Source organism: Propionicimonas sp., assembly GCF_049840635.1.
Classification (GTDB): Bacteria; Actinomycetota; Actinomycetes; order Propionibacteriales; family Propionibacteriaceae; genus Propionicimonas.
The window spans coordinates 2,084,007-2,102,397 of record NZ_JASGKL010000005.1; the positions used below are offsets into that span (position 1 = coordinate 2,084,007).

At 69.9% G+C, this 18,391-nt stretch carries 18 protein-coding genes; 17 read left to right on the plus strand and 1 reads right to left on the minus strand.

What is annotated here, in order from left to right; genetic code table 11:
* From QM779_RS15255 to QM779_RS15275, 5 genes are all read left to right on the plus strand, one after another.
* Positions 1-207, plus strand: coding sequence for a hypothetical protein (locus tag QM779_RS15255; protein WP_428536776.1), 207 nt, complete (start codon positions 1-3; stop codon positions 205-207).
* A gap of 54 nt (positions 208-261) precedes the next feature.
* On the plus strand, positions 262-606 hold the full coding sequence (locus QM779_RS15260; protein WP_428536779.1) for a TadE/TadG family type IV pilus assembly protein: 345 nt from the start codon (positions 262-264) through the stop codon (positions 604-606).
* Positions 603-1,028 (plus strand): TadE/TadG family type IV pilus assembly protein, encoded by a 426-nt coding sequence (locus tag QM779_RS15265; RefSeq protein WP_428536782.1) that lies wholly within the window; start codon positions 603-605, stop codon positions 1,026-1,028. The genes QM779_RS15260 and QM779_RS15265 overlap by 4 nt, the downstream gene beginning before the upstream one ends.
* 71 nt (positions 1,029-1,099) lie before the next feature.
* Positions 1,100-1,471, plus strand: coding sequence for a hypothetical protein (locus tag QM779_RS15270; protein WP_428536785.1), 372 nt, complete (start codon positions 1,100-1,102; stop codon positions 1,469-1,471).
* Positions 1,472-1,473: 2 nt separating this feature from the next.
* Positions 1,474-4,428 (plus strand): hypothetical protein, encoded by a 2,955-nt coding sequence (locus QM779_RS15275; protein WP_428536788.1) that lies wholly within the window; start codon positions 1,474-1,476, stop codon positions 4,426-4,428.
* 177 nt (positions 4,429-4,605) lie between these two features.
* On the opposite strand, the gene QM779_RS15280 is transcribed toward QM779_RS15275, so the two are convergent.
* Positions 4,606-5,808, minus strand: coding sequence for an AlbA family DNA-binding domain-containing protein (locus QM779_RS15280; RefSeq protein WP_428536791.1), 1,203 nt, complete (start codon positions 5,806-5,808; stop codon positions 4,606-4,608).
* A gap of 363 nt (positions 5,809-6,171) precedes the next feature.
* Between QM779_RS15280 and QM779_RS15285 the strand changes: the two genes are divergently transcribed.
* The 12 genes from QM779_RS15285 to QM779_RS15340 all read left to right on the plus strand — a co-directional run bounded on the left by QM779_RS15285 (position 6,172) and on the right by QM779_RS15340 (position 18,389).
* Positions 6,172-6,960 carry a hypothetical protein gene (locus tag QM779_RS15285; RefSeq protein WP_428536794.1) on the plus strand — a complete coding sequence of 263 codons (789 nt, stop codon included), beginning with the start codon at positions 6,172-6,174 and terminating at the stop codon, positions 6,958-6,960.
* A gap of 45 nt (positions 6,961-7,005) precedes the next feature.
* A complete protein-coding gene (locus QM779_RS15290) occupies positions 7,006-7,818 on the plus strand; it encodes a hypothetical protein (protein ID WP_428536797.1) in 813 nt (270 codons plus the stop codon).
* Complete coding sequence (locus QM779_RS15295) at positions 7,815-8,108, plus strand: hypothetical protein (RefSeq protein WP_428536800.1); 294 nt, start codon at positions 7,815-7,817, stop codon at positions 8,106-8,108. Before QM779_RS15290 ends, QM779_RS15295 begins: the two co-directional genes overlap by 4 nt.
* 10 nt (positions 8,109-8,118) lie before the next feature.
* Complete coding sequence (locus QM779_RS15300; protein WP_428536803.1) at positions 8,119-8,946, plus strand: hypothetical protein; 828 nt, start codon at positions 8,119-8,121, stop codon at positions 8,944-8,946.
* Complete coding sequence (locus QM779_RS15305) at positions 8,943-10,325, plus strand: hypothetical protein (protein ID WP_428536806.1); 1,383 nt, start codon at positions 8,943-8,945, stop codon at positions 10,323-10,325. The genes QM779_RS15300 and QM779_RS15305 overlap by 4 nt, the downstream gene beginning before the upstream one ends.
* 15 nt (positions 10,326-10,340) lie before the next feature.
* Positions 10,341-11,849, plus strand: coding sequence for an SCO6880 family protein (locus tag QM779_RS15310; protein WP_428536809.1), 1,509 nt, complete (start codon positions 10,341-10,343; stop codon positions 11,847-11,849).
* A 358-nt stretch (positions 11,850-12,207) separates the two neighbouring features.
* Positions 12,208-13,725: an ATP-binding protein gene (locus QM779_RS15315; RefSeq protein ID WP_428536812.1), complete on the plus strand. Its 1,518-nt coding sequence runs from the start codon at positions 12,208-12,210 to the stop codon at positions 13,723-13,725.
* A gap of 15 nt (positions 13,726-13,740) precedes the next feature.
* On the plus strand, positions 13,741-14,841 hold the full coding sequence (locus QM779_RS15320) for a lytic murein transglycosylase (protein WP_428536815.1): 1,101 nt from the start codon (positions 13,741-13,743) through the stop codon (positions 14,839-14,841).
* 51 nt (positions 14,842-14,892) lie between these two features.
* Complete coding sequence (locus QM779_RS15325) at positions 14,893-16,023, plus strand: DUF4192 domain-containing protein (RefSeq protein ID WP_428536818.1); 1,131 nt, start codon at positions 14,893-14,895, stop codon at positions 16,021-16,023.
* On the plus strand, positions 16,020-16,493 hold the full coding sequence (locus QM779_RS15330) for a hypothetical protein (protein ID WP_428536821.1): 474 nt from the start codon (positions 16,020-16,022) through the stop codon (positions 16,491-16,493). The genes QM779_RS15325 and QM779_RS15330 overlap by 4 nt, the downstream gene beginning before the upstream one ends.
* Positions 16,490-16,966: a hypothetical protein gene (locus QM779_RS15335; RefSeq protein WP_428536824.1), complete on the plus strand. Its 477-nt coding sequence runs from the start codon at positions 16,490-16,492 to the stop codon at positions 16,964-16,966. Before QM779_RS15330 ends, QM779_RS15335 begins: the two co-directional genes overlap by 4 nt.
* On the plus strand, positions 16,953-18,389 hold the full coding sequence (locus tag QM779_RS15340) for a type IV secretory system conjugative DNA transfer family protein (RefSeq protein WP_428536827.1): 1,437 nt from the start codon (positions 16,953-16,955) through the stop codon (positions 18,387-18,389). Before QM779_RS15335 ends, QM779_RS15340 begins: the two co-directional genes overlap by 14 nt.
* The last annotated feature ends 2 nt before the right edge of the window (positions 18,390-18,391 follow it).

Below are 18,391 nucleotides of genomic sequence, written 5' to 3' on the forward strand. Positions count from 1 at the left end.
ATGACCGAACTGGCCCAGCTGCTCGCAGCCCGCACCCACGCCCTCGTCGTCACCACCCGTCAGCGGCTCCTCCAGTTGAAGAAGGACGAACGCGGCTCGTTCACCGTCGAACAGGCACTGTGGGCCGCCGCCGCCATCGGGTTCGTCACCGCCGTCGTCGTCGCGATCACCGTCTACCTCAACAACCAGATCGCCAAGATCCGCTGACCGGCCATGACGACCAGGGCACTCCGGCGCCGCGCTCTCGATGAGCGCGGTTCGATGAGTGTCCAGATGGTCGTGCTGATGCCGCTGCTGTTCGGCATCGCGTTCACCGGCATGCAAGCCGGGCTGTTCTTCTACGGACGCTCCGCCGCCCTGTCGGCCGCCACCACCGGCGCCCGCGCAGCCGCCGCCGAACGCGGCACCACCACCGCCTGCCACCGGGCCGCGGAGGCGTTCCTCGCCCAGCTCGGCGACGTGCTCACCGACCCAAGCATCGACTGTACCCGCAACGCCACCACCGTCACCGTCAGAGTGGCCGGCACCACCCTCAGCGTCATCCCGGGCTGGCAACCCCGGGCCGAGCAGGTCGCCGTTAAACCGGTCGAGAGGATCACCCGATGAACCTCCGCGATGAGCGCGGCTCGGCCTCCATTGAGGCCGTGATCGCCGGCCCGGCCGTCGTCTTGCTAATCCTGCTGGTCGTGTTCGGCGGACGAGTCGCCCTCACCCACCAGAGCGTCCAGGCCGTCGCCGCCGACGCCGCCCGCGCCGCGTCCCTGGCCCGCACCCAGGCCGAAGCCCGCACCAGCGCGCAGGCCGCCGTCCAGGCCGGGCTCGACCAGCAGCTGCCCTGCGCCAGCCACACCTTCGACCTCGACCTCGACGGCTTCACCACCCCGCCCGGCACCCCGGCATCAGTCTCGGCCACCCTGTCCTGCCGCGTCGCCACCGCAGACCTGGGTCTTCCCGGCCTGCCCGACCTCACCATCCGGGCAACCCTGACCAGCCCCATCGATACCTACCGCGAAAGAGCCCGGCGATGACACCCGCACGTCGTCGAGAGCTGCGCTGCGACGAACGCGGCTCGGTCAGCGTCTGGGCAGTACTGATCGTCTTGGCGTTCACGCTGATCGTCGGCATCTCGGTCGACCTGGTCGGCCAGATCGCCGCCAAGCAACACGCAGCCGACATCGCCGCCCAAGCCGCCCGGATCGCCGGCCAACAGATCGACCCCGACGCCCTGATGTCCGGCAGACGCACCGTATCCGTCGACACCACCCGCGCCCGCCAAGCCGCACTCGACTACATCGCCGGTGCCGACATGACCGGCACCGCCACCATCGCCGCGAGCGGAACCGAACTCCAGATCACCACCACCGCCACTTACCGCCCGGTCTTCCTCGCAGCCATCGGTGTCGGACCCCTCACCGTGACCAGCACATCGACCGCTCGCCTCGTACGAGCCCAGGACGGAAGCGAGCGCTGACCATGCGACGAACCCTCACCGGCATCGGCGCCATCCTCCTCCTGGCGCTGCTCCTGATCGGCCTCCCCATCGTCCTGGTCGCTATCGCGCCGGTCGGCCTTCCTCACGTCGAACCGACGCTGTCCGGGCTGTGGACGGCGCTGCTGCGGCCCGACGACGGCACCCTGTTCCTCACTCTGGTCAAGGCGGCCGGCTGGATCATCTGGGCGCTGCTGGCGATTGCGGTCCTCACCGAGCTCGCCGTCGTCATCCGACAGCACCCGGCGCCGACCCTGCGCGGGCTCGGCCTTCCCCAAGGCCTCGCCCGCGCCCTGGTCGCGGCAGCGGTCGCGCTGTTCCTCAACACCAACACCACCCTCACCGCACCGCCCCCGGCCGCCGCCCACGGAACAGCACCCGCCGTCGCACCTGACGCGCCCACCCAGCCCCATACCGCCCCGGCAGCCGTCGAGAAGGCCAAGCCGACCTATGAGCGTCACATCGTTAAGAAGGGCGACATCCTCAGCCAGCTCGCCCTGGATCACCTCGGCGACGCCCGCCGCTATCCTGAGATCTTCGACGCGTCCAAACACCTGCGCCAACCCGGCGGCGCCCACCTCACCGACCCCGACGTCATCGACATCGGCTGGAAGCTCAACATTCCCACCAACGACAAGGCGCCGGAGAAGCCCGCCAAACGAACCCGGGCACCGGAAACAGAACCGGCCGAGCCCGACCCAACCGTCACCGTCCCCTCTGGACCGATCGCGCCCGCCACTCCCAGCCAGCCGCCGACCAGCGCGGCAGCCGCACCCACGACTGGCACCACCGCCGCAGGCGGGGACCAGGTCGAAGTCGACGAGGGCATTGCCCAACCGGCGTGGCTGCTGTCCGGGCTCGCCGGGGCAGGAGCCGTGCTGGCCGGATCGCTGTGGCTGGTGCTTCTGCGCCGCCGCGCCATCCAGCACCACCACCGCCGACCGGGCTACGCGACCGCACCACCCCGACCCCACACCATCCCGGTCGAGAAGACCCTCCGGCACCAAGGAGCGCCCCTAGGTGACCACCTCCTCCACATCGACGAATCCCTCCGCCGCCTCGCCGCCACTCTGATCGCCGCCGGACAACCCCTCCCCGTGCTGCTCGCCGTCGAAGCCACCCCGGCCGTCCTGCGAATCCACCTTGCCGAGGACGCGAAGCTGCCCGACCCCTGGCAGCAGGGAGACGCCGCGACCGTGTGGAGCCTGGACGTGGCCGACGTCCCAGACGACCTCGAACCGCTGGAACCCGACGGGCCCGCTCCCTGGCCACACCTCGCCACCGTCGGTGCCGACGACACCGGCCACCGCTGGCTGATCAATCTCGAAACCGCCGGCATCACCACCATCGGCGGCGACGTCGACTACGCCGAAGATCTCGGCCGCTACCTCGCCGCCGAACTCGCCACCAGCCCCTGGTCCAGAGACATCCGGGTCGACCTCATCGACGTCTTCGACGAACTCACCGACCTCGACCCCCGACGCCTCCGCCACCACACTGCCAACGGCATCGACGACACCATCCGCGCCGCCGTGGACACCATCGACCGACTCGGCCGACTCCACGAAACCGACCTCGCCGCCGCCCGCGCCAGCCAAGCCGGAGACGAAATCTGGCTCAATCGCGTCCTCATCGCCAACACCACCACCGGCCACTTCGACCAGCTCGCCAAGCTGATTCACGACCAGCCGCACCGGACGAGCACGGCGGCGGTGCTGATCGGCGTGACCGACAGCTCCGGCCCGGCGCTCCAGATCACCGTCGGCGCCGACGGCCGGGCACTGGTCCCGGCGCTCGGGCTGGACCTGATCGCCAACGGCATCACCCGCGACGAAGCCGCCGGCTGCGTCCAACTGATCCAGGCCGCCGAAGAACTCAGCGAGACCGACGTCCCGACCACCGACGGCGAGGACGGAAGCTGGCGCCAGTTCGGCGACCAAGCCGGACGACTCCGGCCGATCCTCACAGAACCACGCAACCCGAACGGAAGCCCCTACCCGTCCCGGAGCAACCTGCCCCAACCCGACGCCGCCATTTTGGCCACCGCGGCGACCACCAGCGCCGACCTTGCTGTACTCGCACCCGAGATCCCCGAACATCTGGCGCGTCAGATCGTCGATGCCGACCCCACGCTCGACACCGATCTGGATGAATGGTGGTCGAAGACCTGCCAACGGCCAAGGCTTTCCGTCCTTGGTCCAGTTCGCGTCCGGGTCGGGCCTACCGGAAAGCCCGCCGAAGCGGCCGGACGCAAGCCGTTCTACACCGAACTTGTCGCCTACCTCGCCACCAAGCCCGAGGGCGCGACCACCCAGCAGCTGTGCGACGCGTTCGCCACCACCCCGGCACGCATCCAGCGCGACCTCTCCGTCGTCCGCGCCTGGCTCGACTGCCACCCCGAAACCGGTCAACGGCACCTACCCGACGCCGCCCCCTCCAAGGACGGACGCAGGCGCTACCACCTGCACGACTTGCTCTACGACGCAGACCTGTTCCGCCGCCTCCGAACCCGCGGACAAACACGCGGTGAACAAGGCATCGACGACTACCTGCAAGCGCTCCGGCTTGTGACCGGCAGGCCGTACGCCGAGCTTCGACCAACCGGCGGAATCTGGATGGCCGCCGAACGCGATGACGAGAACCTGCTCGTTGGAATCGTCGACCTGGCCCACCTCACCGTAAGCATGGCGATGCAGACCGGAGACATGGAACTCGCTTGGAGGGCGGCTACGGTCGCCGCAACAGCAGCACCCGATGAGGCGATACCAAAGCTCGATTTGATCGCGATAAGCGATGCCACGGGCGACTCTCGTTCAGCCGCTGGGTCCCTTTCCAATCTAGTTCGAGAGAGAGACGCAGACGGACCAGTCGATCCAGGCCCACGTGCGGTTGATCTGATGGAGTCGCGAGGATGGGCACGAAGATCGCCTACGGGCTAGAACGAGCAGGGGCATGTTGAGGGCGCCGATGCGGCTCGCGGTTCTCCGCGTTGCACTCACGCCGCAGCCGGCCACGCCGGGTGATGAATGGAGCTCCAGGATTCTCGGGACCGCCCTGAGTCCGTCCGACGAGGGACAGGTCTCGCGGGAGGGCGTAGACCTCTTGCTGAGGTGCTTCTACCCGCGATTGGCGATGTCATCGAGGGTCCATTGCTCGACACCCAATCCACGCTTGAAGCCCCGGAGCAGCAGGTCGGCTGCCTCATCCAGGTCGTCCTCCAGCCTAGAAGCCGTAGTGAGTATGGCCTGGGTGTAGGTGTCTGCGGCGAACGGGGGGAAGTTGCCGAACGCCAGGCCGGTGCTCCGACGCTTTCCTCTGAGGCTGGTCACGTAGGCACCGATGCGCCACTGCCCCGAGTAGCCCATCTCCGCACTGAACTTCCGCACCATGGCGAGCGTTTGTCGGGTGATTACGACGACCAACCGGTCCAGGACGTCATGTCCAGTCTGCCCAGAGGGCGTTTCGTGGATGAAGGTCGCCCCGCCCTGGACTACTTCGATGCTGTCGTCCCTGTCCTTCACGGAGAAGTAGCACAGGCTGCGTTCGTACTTGGCAGGGGCGACCGAGCGGCTACTCATGAAGGCTTGCCCTTCGGGGTCGAACGCTTGATAAGTGCAGTCAGGTAGCGTCCCGCTCCAGTCGCCGGCCCACTGACTCCCCGCATAGCGCAGCTTCCCGACATCGAGGTCAGCGGGTCGTGGCGGAAGTGGCGCACACGGTTCGGCCAGGAAGTACATGTGGCCCTGCCCTGTTGGATGCCCCTCGGTGTAGTCGGCAAGGGGGTCACGGTTCACCATGTCGGTCAGTCGGGCACGGAAGTCGGTCTCGCTGGATGCGCGCGCCGCCATCAGTGCGCGGATCTCAGGGTCCGACAGCTTGCGCTTGCCGTCGCTGGATCGACCCCAGTAGAAGCCGTCAACCATGTGCGGGGCAACCGGCGACGCCGGCACCGACACGATGACGATCGACTTGCCTCCAGGGGTGCCAACCGCATCGTGAATCACGGGGGACAGCGGCGGGGTGATAGTCAGCTTCGCCACCTGCGAGATCCGGGATCGCAGTCCTTCGACGCCGTCGGAGTCGACACCGACGACTTCGAAGGTCTTGTCGGCGATCCCGACGATGAACACACCGCCGTACACCGACAGCGAGGCCAAGTCGCGGGCTAGTTCCAGGTTGGACTTCTTGTCGGACGGGGGGAGCATCAGCTTCAGCTCACACCACTGATTCTCCTCCAGCAGGCCACCTTGAGCGGCCGCCGCCACCTCGTCCCACGTTGACAAGGAGGTACGCGGACGGTCAGGGCCGAGGTAGTGCACGGCCCAAGCGTATCCAGCCTCGGTCCGGCCCTACCTCACCGTTGTCGGCGCCGTGGTCGCGTCGCCACTCTCAACCTCGGCGGCGGGACCGGACGACGGCCGCCCACTGTCGCATGAGAACAATTGGGCGCAGGCCGTTTCGTACGTTTTCGGCGGCTCGCTAGCGGCGCGAATCGAGCCAGCTCGCGTTCGTCGACCTGATCCGGGGGGAGGTTGAGGGAGGTTAGGGGAGGTTCGCTTGACTAGGACGAACGCTCGCGGCCTGTGGATAACGAATGTCGCTCCACGGGGTTCTGGGGACCGCTGGGGGGAGGTGCTTGTGATCGGTTGAAGTGGTCTTCAGGACCACGAAAGGACCCGATCATGAGTGTCGAGACAGCCCTTGGGCTTTCGGCCGGGATGGCCGCCCAGATCATCGATCAGCACTGGAACGACTGGGTCGCCGGCCGGCCCGGCCTGGCTTTGGCCGACCACGCGAACCTGCGCCGATGGTTGCGGGCCGCGCCCACCCCTGACGCCAACGCCGCCCTGCTCGACCTGGCGATGCTGGCCGCCAAGGACGGCGGTGACGACACCGATGCGGCGCTGCTGTTGGCGTTCTGCCTGCTGCCGTCGGCCTGTCGGATCGCGAACCACCTGGCCGATGTCGACCCGCGCGAGGTCGACCAGCTGGTCGCCTCGCAGCTGTGGATCGAGATCCGTACCTACAACTGGCGGCGCTGCGCCCGGGTCACCGGCACGATCTGCGCGAACCTGCGCCGCAACGTCTTGCGCGAGTGGAACCTCGACCCCGACCGCCCGCCCAGAACCACGGTGGGCGCGGGGATCGATGTCCGTGCCCAGCTGTGCGACGCGCCAATGGCGACCGTGTTGACCCCTCGGCAGGAGCTGATGCAGGCCCTGGACTGGGGTGTGGATTCCGGCACGATCGAGCCGTTCGACCGTGATCTGCTGCTGGAGCTGGTCGAGATCTCTGTAGTCGACCCGAAGCATCGAAGCCCGCGCCGGCCGTTGCTCGGTTCGGCGATCCTGGTCGGCCCCGAGTTCGGCGTCTCACCGCGGACGGTACGCCGCCGCAGCCGGCACGCCTTGGACGCGCTCGCCGCCCGGGCGAGCGAGATCACTCAAGTTCTCGACCAGCTCGCGTCCTGATCGCACCCCCTCGTGGGCCTAGGGAAGCGAGAGGAGTTCCGCGACATGTCCCAACCCATCACCCGCGGCCGCGTCCGGACGCCCGCCCGCCCGGTGCCCATCGGCGAGCTGCTCGACGCCTGGCTCGCCGTCCAGCGCGGCCAGTTCCGGCACTCCACCGCCACACCGCCGGTCCCAGCTCCTGCCACCGTCGCGTGGCAGCCAGCGCCGGGCGAGGTTCCCGTCCTGGTGGTGGGCTGCGGTGGCTCGGTGGGCGCCTCGACGGTCGCGCTGCTGTTGGCCGGTGCCATCGACCGGGCGCGGGTGGTGGACTGCGCGCCCGCGTCCCACTCAGGGCTTGCCGGAGCAAGCACCGCCGAACTCGGGGAGGCCGCGAACGGCTGGCTGGCCGGACGCCGCGACACCACCCTGATCCAGCGCCGCCACGACCAGCCGCCCACACCCCAAGGCCTCCCGGCGCCCCTGCCTGGCGACCCCGGCTGGCTCACCGTGGTCGACTCCTGGTGGGAGCCCCGCCAACTCCTGACTCAGGCAGGCTGGCTCGCCGACCTGGCCCGCACCTGCCCGCGGGTGGTGTTGGTGACGCGAGCGTCGATCCCCGGCATGGCCCGCCTCGAAGCCGTCCTGGCGACGTTCGGGCCGGAACGTTGCTGGGCCGTGGTGGTCGCCTCGCCTCACCGGCTTCCGAGTCCGGTCGAGCGCTCGCTCGGCTCCCGGACCGTGCAGCTCCGCGCTTCGGGCCGTCTTTTCTCGCTTCCGCCGAACCCCGTCCTGGCGATGTCAGGGATCACCACCGAACCGTTGCCCCGCGCCTTTGCGGCGACCGCCCACCAGTTGCTGGAAGGACTCCTGCCATGACCACCCTCGACCGCTTCCTACTCATCCCCCTGGAGATTTGCCCGAAGGCGCCGCCCGGCGCGCAGGCCATCGTCGATCAGGTCACCGGCAACGTCGCCTGGGGTGTGCTGGCGATCTTCGCCCTCGCCGGGCTGGTCTCGATCGGTGCGATCGCGGCCGGGAAGATGCTCAGCATGCACAACGCCTCCAAGTGGGGCGTGATCGGGCTGTGCGTCGTCGTGCTGGCCGCGATCTGCTACATGATCTGGCCCGGCACCCTCGACAGCATCGTCGGCAACGGCTGCATCTGAGCTGGTCACCATGCGAACCCACACGAGCCCTTCCGAACCGGCGCAGCCGTGGAGCCGCGCCCGCCTGCAGGGCGCCCTGATCGGAGCGGTCGCGATTGCTGTCGTGCTGGTCGCCGGGGTGGCTATCCTGATCGCCAGTTCGTTGCGGCCGACCCTGATCGTTGACGGCGGCGCGCCACCTGGGGGTGGGTTGGGTGCGCCGCCGTCAGCACATTCACGCGACGACATCGCCGCCGCACCGATGCCCAGCCTCGACCCGGGAGCCGCGACCCGTCCCGATCCCGCCCTCAGCCCAGCGCCGGCGATCCACCTGCCGAACGCGGTCGAGGGTCGCGGTCCGGCCGGCGTCCCGGTGTACGGACACAGCCCCGATGGAGCGGTCGCCCAGCTCGCCGCGATCGACGTCGCCGTCCTCGAGGCCATGGACGTCGCCTACACCGCCGAGACCTACCAGGCGTGGGTGACGGCGGGCGGGCCTGCCCTGGAGGAGTGGGATCTGGCCGTGAACGTGGCCGGGTTCCTGCGGGGCGCCCGGCAGGGCTCGGTGAAGGACGCGGCCACGATCGTCACCGTCGCGCCGGCCGGTGGCATGGTCAAGGGCAGCGATGGCCCGGACTGGGTGGTGGCCTGCGTCCTGCTCGACGTCCGCGCCACCATCGCCGCCGACTATCGGATGGGCTGGGGCCACTGCGCCCGCATGCAGTGGACGGACGGCCGCTGGCAGATCGCCCGCGGCACACCACCCGCAACTGCCCCGTCCGCGTGGCCCGGCTCGAAGGCCGCGGTCGCTGCTGGCTGGCTGACCTGGTCGAGTGCTGAGCAAGAGGCGCTGCGATGATCCCGCTGCCGAACCCCTTCGAGACGATGGGGTCGATCGCGGGCCGGATCGTGGTCGACGGCTGGACCGCAGCGATGCTGGCGGTGTGGAACTCCGGGCTGTGGGTGCTGCGGCTGATTCTGGGATGGGTCGACTCCCTGCTCACCCCCGACCTTTCGGAGAACGGCCCGGCCGGTGAGCTGTACCGGGTGACGTTCTGGCTGGCCGCCGCGCTGCTGCTGATCCTCGGCCTGGTGCAGCTCGGCATCGCCGCCGCCAAGCGGGACGGACGCGAACTCGCCCGCGCCCTGATCGGCCTGGTCCAGTTCGCTCTGGTGTGGGCCGCCTGGATCGGCTACACCGTCCTGATTGTGGCTGCCTCAAGTGGCTTGTCGCGCAGCCTGATGGAGTCGCTGCTGAACGTCACCAGCTGGCGCGACTGGCAGCCCTGGACGCCGATCGAAGCGAAGGACATCACCGACGCCGCGACCGCCACCATCCTGGGCGTGCTCGGCATCCTGGTTTGGATCGCCGCGATCGCCCACGTGGTGATGATGCTCACCCGCGCCGCCGCGCTGATGGTGATCGTCGCCACCACCCCGATCTCCGCCGCCGGGCTAGCCACCGAAACCACCCGGGTCTGGTTCTGGAAGTCGCTGCGCTGGTTCCACGCCGCCGCCCTCGCCCCCGTCATCACCGTCATGGTCACCGGCATCGGCACAAAGTTCGCCACCGGCGTCGCCACCGGCCAATCCGCCGGCGCGCTCGCCTCGATCGCCACCGCCATCCCCGCGGTGATCCTGATCTGCATCGCCTCCTTCGCCCCGCTGGCCCTGTTCAAGCTGCTCGCCTTCGTCGACCCCGGGACGGCGTCGGGTGCGGCGATGCGGGCCGGGCTGGCCGCCTCGGGTGGACTTCAGGGCCTGTTGCGCGGCAACCCGGCCGCGAGCGGCGATACGACCGCGGCTCAGGCCGATGACTCAGGACGCTCGGCCGGGGAGGCCAGCGCCGAAGCAACCACCACCAGCCGCGCGGCCGGTGGGGTCTCGTCAGGGCTCGGCGTCCTCGGACCGGTCGGGGCATTCGCTGCCGCTGGGATCGGCGCCATGACCAAGGTCGGTGCCACCGCCGCGGCCGTGATGGCCGACACCACGAATCAGGCCGGGGTCGGGAACAACAGCTACTACCCCGACCAGACCGGCAACATCAGTGGTGGCGCCCGCGCCAACCAGCAAGCCCAAGCCGGCAACCAGCCGCCTACCGCACCACCTCCTCGAACCCCGACCCAGGGCGGGCCTGGCGCGGGCCCGGGTGGCGGCAGCGGCGCGGGCTCGGCCACCACCGGTGGCACCGCTGCCGGCGGCACCAGCGCGGCCGAAGCGGCTGCGGTTGCAGTCTAGGAAGGAGACCCGATCATGGGTTCAGTTGTGTACGACGAGTACGCCAAGGACCGCACCGGCTACTTCTTCGGCCTGTCCGGGCCGCAGCTGATCGTCACCGTCGCCACCGGCATCCCCGCGGTGTGGGCGCTCAGCCGCCAGCAGTGGGGGCTCCTGCTCGGCTTCCTCGCCGCCTGGGCGCTGGCCGCGACTCTGGTGCTCGTCCCGATCGCTGGACGCACCGCGATCGGCTGGCTCGCCGCCACCCTGCGCCATACAGCCGGCGGGGTCGCTGGCTGGACCCGGTTCCGGGCCCGCGCCACCACCGGACAGGCTGGCGAGCTGGATGAGGCCGACCTGCCTGGGGTGCTGGCTGCGATCACCGTCCACGACGGACCGCCCCAAGGCATCGAGCAGCGGCGGGTCGCGATCATCCAGCACAACGCCACCCGCACCTGGGCAGTCACCGCCGCCATCACCCACCCGGGCCTGGCCACCGCCGACGCAGCAGAGCGCGCCAGCCAAGGAGCCGGGCTCACCGCACTGCTCAACGCGTGCGCCCGCACCGAACTCGTCAACGAACTGCTGTTCACCGTCCGCTCCGTGCCCGACGACGGCGCTGAACGCGACCAGTGGATGAACCGCCACCAACAACCCCACGCCCCCGACCTCGCCCGGCAGGTCAACCAAGGCCTGGCGGCTCTGCTGACCCGGGCCGCGGTACGCACCGAAGCGTTCGTCACCATCGTGGTGCCCGAAGGCCGCCTGGCCCGCGAAGCCCGCGAGTACGGCCGCGGCGTGGACGGACGGGCTCGCGCTTTGGCGATGGTGATGGACGAAGTCGAGGACCACCTGCGCGCGGGCCTGCGGATCCGCGAAGTCGAGTGGCTCACCTCACCCGAGCTTGCCGCCGCAGTCCGCACCGGCTTCGCCCCCGGCGACCGGGCCTCGATCGTGGACGCACTTACCGCACACGCCGCCAACCCGAATGTGAACCCGGACGTGCCGTGGGCGATGGCCGGGCCGTCCGGCGCCGACCTGGCGATCCGGCACTACAGCCACGACGCGTGGAACAGCATCAGCGCCACCATCAAGCTCCCCGCCCGTGGCGCGGTGATCGGCGCGCTCGCTCCGGTCCTGGCACCGACCGAACCAGAGGAACGTCGCTGCCTGCTTGTCGCGTTTCCGATCCTCGCCCAGAGCACGGCCGACAAGCAGACCGCCAGCGCCGAATGGGCCGCCGACATGGGCGAGGAACTCCGCGCCAAAGCCGGGGTCAAGACCCGAGCTAAGGACCGCATCGCGCTGGCCCGCACCCGCAGCCTCGACACCCGCCTGGCCACCGGCAACGCGCTCATCCGGCCCTACGCCGTCGCCACCGTCACCGCCCCCAAGACCCAACGCATCGCCGAATACGGACGCCGCCTCGACTCAGCCATCCGCCACGCCGGCTTCTCTCCACTCCGCCTCGACCTCGCCCAGGACGCAGCGTTCGCCGCCACCGCCACCCCGCTCGGCGCCAGCCTGTTGAGGACGGAATCGTGAGGTCCACGCCGCGAGGGAAACGCGGGTCCTACGAGGCGAGGTCTGTGGGCTGCGAGATGGAAGTCCAGCATAGTGTCAGCCTCACCGCGATGAGCAGCGCGGTGAGAAGGGGCTGCACAAGGGTGCCCGCGGCCAGTGCCGAAGCAGCTACGAGAGTCTGCTCGACTCGAGCGAGAGCTGTGTCGTGCTCAGCGAGCCAGAACATCGAGTGGCCCAAGATCCGTGCGCCGTGGCTCCGGAAGGTGTCGAATCGGTCGTTCACGCCAGGCTCTGTGCCTGGAGCCCGGAGTTGGCGCTCGGAGGGTGATGGGTCGCCTCGCGAGGACGGCCTCGCACCTACTCACGAATGGTCGAGATCGTGAGGAAGAGGCACCCGGTCTTGGATGGCCGAGGAGTACCTGAGCTGCTGACCGACTTCGGTCACGAGCTACCCACCCGCCCCACCCCGACCGACTCAGGACGCGAGCGCAGGCTGTTCACGATCGCCAACTCGCGCGGACCCCGGCGGCGCGGCCGCGGCTGGTCCCCGGCGTCGGCGCCGGTGTCGGTGTGGCGGATGACCGCCGACCAGGCGCCAGTGCTGTGGCCACTGGTCGCCGGCCCCGCCCTGCCACCGCGCGGCGCACAGATGGGGATCGACCTGTTCTCCCGCACCTCGTTCTATGCCGACCCCAACGGGTGGGTGCTCGACCCCAACATCTCCGTCAGCAATCCGAACGTGTTCTGCTTCGGCAAGCCCGGCATGGGCAAGTCCGCCACGGTGAAGGCGTTCTGCCTGCGCATGATGGGGTTCGGTTACCGCACGCTGGTGCTCGGCGACCCCAAGGACGAGTACGAGATCCTGTGCCGCACCCTCGGGGTCGAACCCATCGCCATCGGCCAGGGCCTCAACGCCCGGATCAATCCGCTTGCGTTCGGGCCGCTCGCCAAGGGCTGGGCGCAGCTCGACCCCGTCGAAGCCCGGCAACGGGCCACCATCGTGTTCAGCCGTTGGCTCACCCTGCTCCGCGGCCTGATCGGCTCCCAACGCGTCGGCGAGCATCGAGTGCCGGTAGGGCCCAGCGAAGAAGCCGTCCTCGACGCCGCCCTACGCCTGCTCACCGGCTACGCCACCGGCAACACCACTCTGGCCGAGACCACCATCCCCGCCCTGTGGCACCTGCTCGACGAACCACCAACGCTACTCGCCCAGGAGTGCCGGTTCGCGTCCGTCCGCCACTTCCTCGACGAGACCCGGCTTCTGCGCGACTCGCTCGGTCAGCTGGTCGGCGGCAGCCTGCGCGGCCTGTTCGATGACCACACCACCATCGACCTCGACTGGGACGCACCGATCCAGTCGCTGTCGCTGTCCCGGCTCGAGGGACTCGGCGACCAGGCAGTCGGCATGGCGCTGATGTGCCTCAACAGCTGGGGCCGGGCGATGCGCGAAGTCGCCGAACCCGGCGACCTGCGGATCGTGGTCCGCGACGAATCCTGGAAGCAGCTGCGGCTCGGAGTGGAAGCGGTGAAGAGCTTCGACGCCGACCTGCGCCTCTCCCGGCGCGACGGCGACATCCAGTTCGCGATCGCCCACAAACCCTCCGACATGCTCTCAGCCGGGGACGCGACCTCCCAGGCTGCGGCCATCGCCAAGGACCTGCTGCACCTGGCCGACACCAAGATCCTCCACGGCCAGGACCAGAAGGTCGCCGATGAACTCCAAACCCTCCTCGGCCTCCCGCCGATCGCCACCGGGCTGGTCACCGACTGGTGCCGCCAAGCCCCCGGCCGCGCCGTCTGGCTGGTCGGCGAGAGCGTCCACAAGGTGCAGACCGTCCTGCACCCCGCCGAACACGCCCTCACCTGGACCAACCAGGCGCTGGCCGCCGCCTCCTAGAACTCCGAGACGACCATGAAGACGCTCGCTCTGCTACTCGGCCCGATCCTCGCCCTCACCATCGGGCTCCCAATCGGGACGATCGCCATCGCCACCGCAGTCGTCGCCCCGGCCGTGGCCGAGCAGGTCCGGATCGACCCGTGCAGCGCTTACCTCGACCAGGCCAACTTGGACCTCACCGGCGGCGAGGAAGCCGGCGTCGGGTTCGAACTCCCCAAGTGGGGCAGTCCTCGCCACCAGTCGCTGACCAGCCCCGCCCAAGCGATCCCGGCAGCGGTGAGGAAGCTGTACCTGGCCGCTGGCGACGAGTATCAGGTGCCGTGGGAGTTGCTGGCCGGGATCGGGATGGCCGAGACCAGGCACGGCCGCAACAACGCCACCTCCAGCGTGGGCGCGCAGGGGCTGATGCAGTTCATGCCGCGCACCTTCGCCGCCTACGGCGTCGACGGCAACCACGACGGACGCCGCGACATCCACAACGACGCCGACAGCATCTTCTCCGCCGCCAACTACCTCACTGCTTCCGGCGTGAGTCGCGGCACGCAAGGCGTGATCAAGGCGCTGTGGGCCTACAACCACTCGATCAGCTACCGCAACGACGTCCTCTACTACGCGTGGAGCTACGCCGGCGCTGGCGGCAGCATCGTCGTGGCCGGTGACCATGAGGACTGCGGCGACGGCCTCGGTGACGGCAACCCCGACCTGCCCCCGCTGACCTCCGCGCGGGTCGCGGTCATGTTCGCCTGGGCCGCGAAGCAGAAGGGCAAGCCGTACGTGTGGGGCAGTGTCGGGCCGGGCGGCTATGACTGCTCCGGGTTCGTCGGTGCCGCGTTCCGCCAGATCGGCATCCGGCTGCCGCGTACCGCCGAATCGATGCGGCTGTGGGCCCACAAGAACGCCTACCGGATCCCCGCCTCCCGGGCCCGGCCCGGCGACCTGGTGTTCACCAACACCTGGCGCGGACCCCACAAAGCCGGCCACGTGATGCTCGTCTTCGACCCCGACAAACACACCAGCTGGGAAGCCCGCGGACGCGGCGTCCGGATCTACCACTACACCGACTTCGCCGGGCACCGGATGTACCAATTCTGGCGCATCGGCAACCTCAGCGACTGAGCCGCCAGCCCGAACGACACTCCACCCAGCCCACCAGTGAGGAGCCACACCATGGACCAGCCCGAGCCGATGCAGATCCGGGTCTCCAGCCCCGGCGACATCGCCCAACTCGTCCCCTACCTCGTGGGCTTCACCCCCGAAGAATCCCTGGTCGTCTCCGCCATCGAGGGCGGACGGGTCCAGGTCACCGCCCGCGTCGACCTTGCCGAGGTGACCGCCCCCGGCAGGCTCGAAGACCTCCTCGACCGGATCTGGAGCCGGTTCCCCGGCGCCGAAGCGACCGCCGTCGTCTACACCGCCGACCACCAGACCGGCTGGGAGACCCTGATCCGCTGCGAGGACACCCTGCCCCACGGCTGCCTGTCGATGCTCATCGACGGCGACACCTGGCACCTCCTCGACGGCACCACCGGCACCGTCGACCGGTACGGCGAAACCGCGGTCCAGGCCGCCGTCGCCGGACTCCGGCCCCTCAACCGCCGTACCGACCTCGCTGCCGCCTTCGCCAGCCCACCCGACAGCGACGAACTCGACCAGCGACTCGGAGCCGCCCTCGCCACCCTGCCCCCAGCCCAGGACAAGGCAGCCATCGTCGCCTTCACCGCCGAACTGCTGGCCCGCAACCTCCCCGCACGCGAACCGGGCGAAGCCGTCCCCGAGGCCAGGGCCGGAAGAGCCATGCCCGACGCGGACGCGATCCAGCTGTCCGTCCTCGCCCAGCACCCTGCCGCCCGCGACCTCGCGCTTCTGTCGATCAGCCGGGACAACGCACCCCAACACCTCCAGCTGTGGCAGCAAGTCGTCCGAGCCAGCCCCGCCTACGGTGCCGACATGCCGCTCTACCTCGCCGGCATGGCCGCCTGGGTCAGCGGTGACGGAGCGAGCGCCACCATCGCCCTGGAACGCATCTCGGATGCCGACCCGCCCCCGACCGATGCCCACCCCGCCCGGCTCCTCGAAGGACTGATCGACCAAGTCGTCCCCCCATCCGCGTGGGAATCGCTGCGGACCGCCGTCCGCGCTGACGTCGACCCCGTCGCCCGCCGAGCATTGGCAGCCGAACTGCGCGATAGGCCGGCCGATCGTGCCGGCTGGCCCCCAGCCCCGACGGCCACGACCGCGCGGCAGACCGAGCGCAACCAGCGACGCCCGCCCGCGCCCCGGATCGGACTCCAGCCATGACCGGCCTCCAGGCCGAACGCCGCCGCGACCCTTACCCGTTCACCTGGGAGCTCCCCCTCGGGGGATTGGTCGCGACGCTCGCGCTCGCCGGCTTCGGCGTCCAACTCGGACGAGCCGCCGCCCACTGGCAAGCCGGCGTCGGCTGGGTCTGGCCGAGGGGACGCGCCCTGCTCACCAGCATCCCCGCCGTCCTCACCGGCCACCCCACCGCCGGCCTCGACCCCACACCCCCGGTCCCGGCCAGCAGCGCGGCAGTGACCGGCTGGATCATCGCCATCGAGGCCGTCCTCGCGCTGCTGATGTTCGCCGCCGCCATCCTCGGCCTGCGTCGCTGGGGGCCGGCCCGGCTCAAAGGGATGGCCACCCCGGCCGAAGCCGAAGCCGCCCTCGGGCTCAGCCGGCTGCGCAAGCACCGCCACATCGTCCGCCCCGACCTCTACCCAACCCGCTCGCACCGGAGGAACCCATGACCAGCCAGGCCAACTCGGCTGAACCGCAGCCGGGAGGCGGGTCGGTGCCCGACCTGATCGGCAGCATTGGCACCTTTCTCACCTTCTCCGGCACGGTAACCGAATCGACTTGGCTGCCCGGCTTCCAGCGCGGCATTTCCAACCGGCGCCTCAAGGTCGAGCACCACGGCGTCCGCGTGAAGACCATCGTCGGCAGCGGCTGGGCCAGCAAGGTGAGCGTGGGCGACCAGCTCACCCTCCGCGGCCCGATCAAGGGCTACGAGATCTGGGCCGACGGCCTCATCATCGTCCTGGCCAAGACCCGCCCCATCCTCGGCGTCGGCGCCGACGCCGACGACCCGCTCCGCCTGCCCGACTGGCCACCCGCCGCCACCGCCGGCGCCAAACGCCGCCTCCGCAGCCAACGCGCCGCGCTGCTGCGCCCCGACCACACCAACCACACACCTACCGGAGAACACGATGACCCGGCCTGACCCCCGCCAGCTCGGCTGGCCGATCGGACGCTCCGCCGAACCCCACGCGGGGCAACTGTGGTGCCCCTGGGACCGCACCTGTGGCGTCATCGGCCCCCAAGGCTCCGGCAAGACCCTCGACCTGCTCACCCCCGCCCTCCTCGCCGCACCCGGCGCCGCCCTGGTCACCCTCACCAAGACCGACGACCTGCTCCTCACCCTCACCGCCCGCAGCGCCGAAGGACGGCCCTGCCTCGTGCTCGACCCGTTCGGACAGGCCGAAGGGCTCCCCGAACTCGTCTGGGACCCGATCGCCGGCTGCGTCGACCCGCTCACCGCCGAACGCCGCGCCAAAGCGTTCACCAACGGCACCATCCGCAACGCCACCACAGGTGGCTCCGGCGATTCCGCCGCCCGCTTCTACGCAGCCGAGGCCGCCAAAGTCGTCGCCTGCTACCTCCATGCCGCAGCCCTCGTCGGGCACCGCCTCGACCGAGTCCTGCGCTGGGTCGCCAACCCCCACGGCACGGCCGAGCCGGCCGACATCTTGCGCGAACACCCTCACGCCGCACCCCACTGGCACGGCCTTCTCCAAGGCGCCCTCCAAGGCGACGACCGCACCGCAGCCAACACCATCACCACCGTCCAGCAGGCCATGGAGCTGTTCTTCCAGCCCGCCATCCGAGACCGTTGCGTCCCCGGCCCCGGACGGCCGCCCACCGACATCGCTCAGGTGATCCGTGACCGCGGCACGTTCTACTTGCTCGGCCGTGAAGACCCCTACGCGTCCGCCTCTCCGCTGATGACCGCCCTCACCGAACACATCCTCGACACCGCCCTCCGGCTCGCCAACGACAGCCCCTGGGGACGACTCTGCCCACCGATGCTGGCCTGCCTGGACGAGCTACCGTCCACCGCGCCGCTGCCCACGTTGCGGACCCGGATGGCGAATGAGCGGGCGCTCGGGATCTCGATCATCTACGCCACCCAGACCTGGCGGCAGCTCGCCTCCCTGTTCGGCGACACCGAAGCCCGCGCCATCTTCGGACTCACCAACGTCCTGGCCCTGTTCGGCGGCAGCAAGGACGTCGCATTCAACAAGGAAGTCAGCGATCTGGTCGGCACCACCCGCGTCGCCCGCACCACCTGGCAACTCGGCTCCCGCGGCGGACGCTCCGCGTCCGGCGACGACATGCTCATCCTGAGGCCCGAAGAGATCCGCCAACTCCCCGAACGACACGCCCTCATCATCGCCGAGAACACCCGACCGATCATCGCCAAACTCCGACGCTGCGTTGACGGCAGACCAGGACGCCTACTCATCGCCCAGCAGGCGACCGTCCGACGAGTCCTCACCCAACGCCGAGCGACTCAGCCGGGGGACGCCGCCCGGGCCGTCGCCGCACTGGCGGCCGCCCGCGACCACACCCTGCTGGAGGAATAGAC

Bases quoted from the DNA above. Each gene is read 5' to 3' on its own strand.
- QM779_RS15275 (WP_428536788.1), top strand. From the start codon at position 1,474: ATGCGACGAACCCTCACCGGCATCGGCGCCATCCTCCTCCTGGCGCTG.
- QM779_RS15330 (WP_428536821.1), top strand. From the start codon at position 16,020: ATGACCGGCCTCCAGGCCGAACGCCGCCGCGACCCTTACCCGTTCACC.
- QM779_RS15255 (WP_428536776.1), top strand. From the start codon at position 1: ATGACCGAACTGGCCCAGCTGCTCGCAGCCCGCACCCACGCCCTCGTC.
- QM779_RS15290 (WP_428536797.1), top strand. From the start codon at position 7,006: ATGTCCCAACCCATCACCCGCGGCCGCGTCCGGACGCCCGCCCGCCCG.
- QM779_RS15265 (WP_428536782.1), top strand. From the start codon at position 603: ATGAACCTCCGCGATGAGCGCGGCTCGGCCTCCATTGAGGCCGTGATC.
- QM779_RS15310 (WP_428536809.1), top strand. From the start codon at position 10,341: ATGGGTTCAGTTGTGTACGACGAGTACGCCAAGGACCGCACCGGCTAC.
- QM779_RS15295 (WP_428536800.1), top strand. From the start codon at position 7,815: ATGACCACCCTCGACCGCTTCCTACTCATCCCCCTGGAGATTTGCCCG.
- QM779_RS15260 (WP_428536779.1), top strand. From the start codon at position 262: ATGAGTGTCCAGATGGTCGTGCTGATGCCGCTGCTGTTCGGCATCGCG.
- QM779_RS15305 (WP_428536806.1), top strand. From the start codon at position 8,943: ATGATCCCGCTGCCGAACCCCTTCGAGACGATGGGGTCGATCGCGGGC.
- QM779_RS15285 (WP_428536794.1), top strand. From the start codon at position 6,172: ATGAGTGTCGAGACAGCCCTTGGGCTTTCGGCCGGGATGGCCGCCCAG.
- QM779_RS15325 (WP_428536818.1), top strand. From the start codon at position 14,893: ATGGACCAGCCCGAGCCGATGCAGATCCGGGTCTCCAGCCCCGGCGAC.
- QM779_RS15300 (WP_428536803.1), top strand. From the start codon at position 8,119: ATGCGAACCCACACGAGCCCTTCCGAACCGGCGCAGCCGTGGAGCCGC.
- QM779_RS15320 (WP_428536815.1), top strand. From the start codon at position 13,741: ATGAAGACGCTCGCTCTGCTACTCGGCCCGATCCTCGCCCTCACCATC.
- QM779_RS15335 (WP_428536824.1), top strand. From the start codon at position 16,490: ATGACCAGCCAGGCCAACTCGGCTGAACCGCAGCCGGGAGGCGGGTCG.
- QM779_RS15340 (WP_428536827.1), top strand. From the start codon at position 16,953: ATGACCCGGCCTGACCCCCGCCAGCTCGGCTGGCCGATCGGACGCTCC.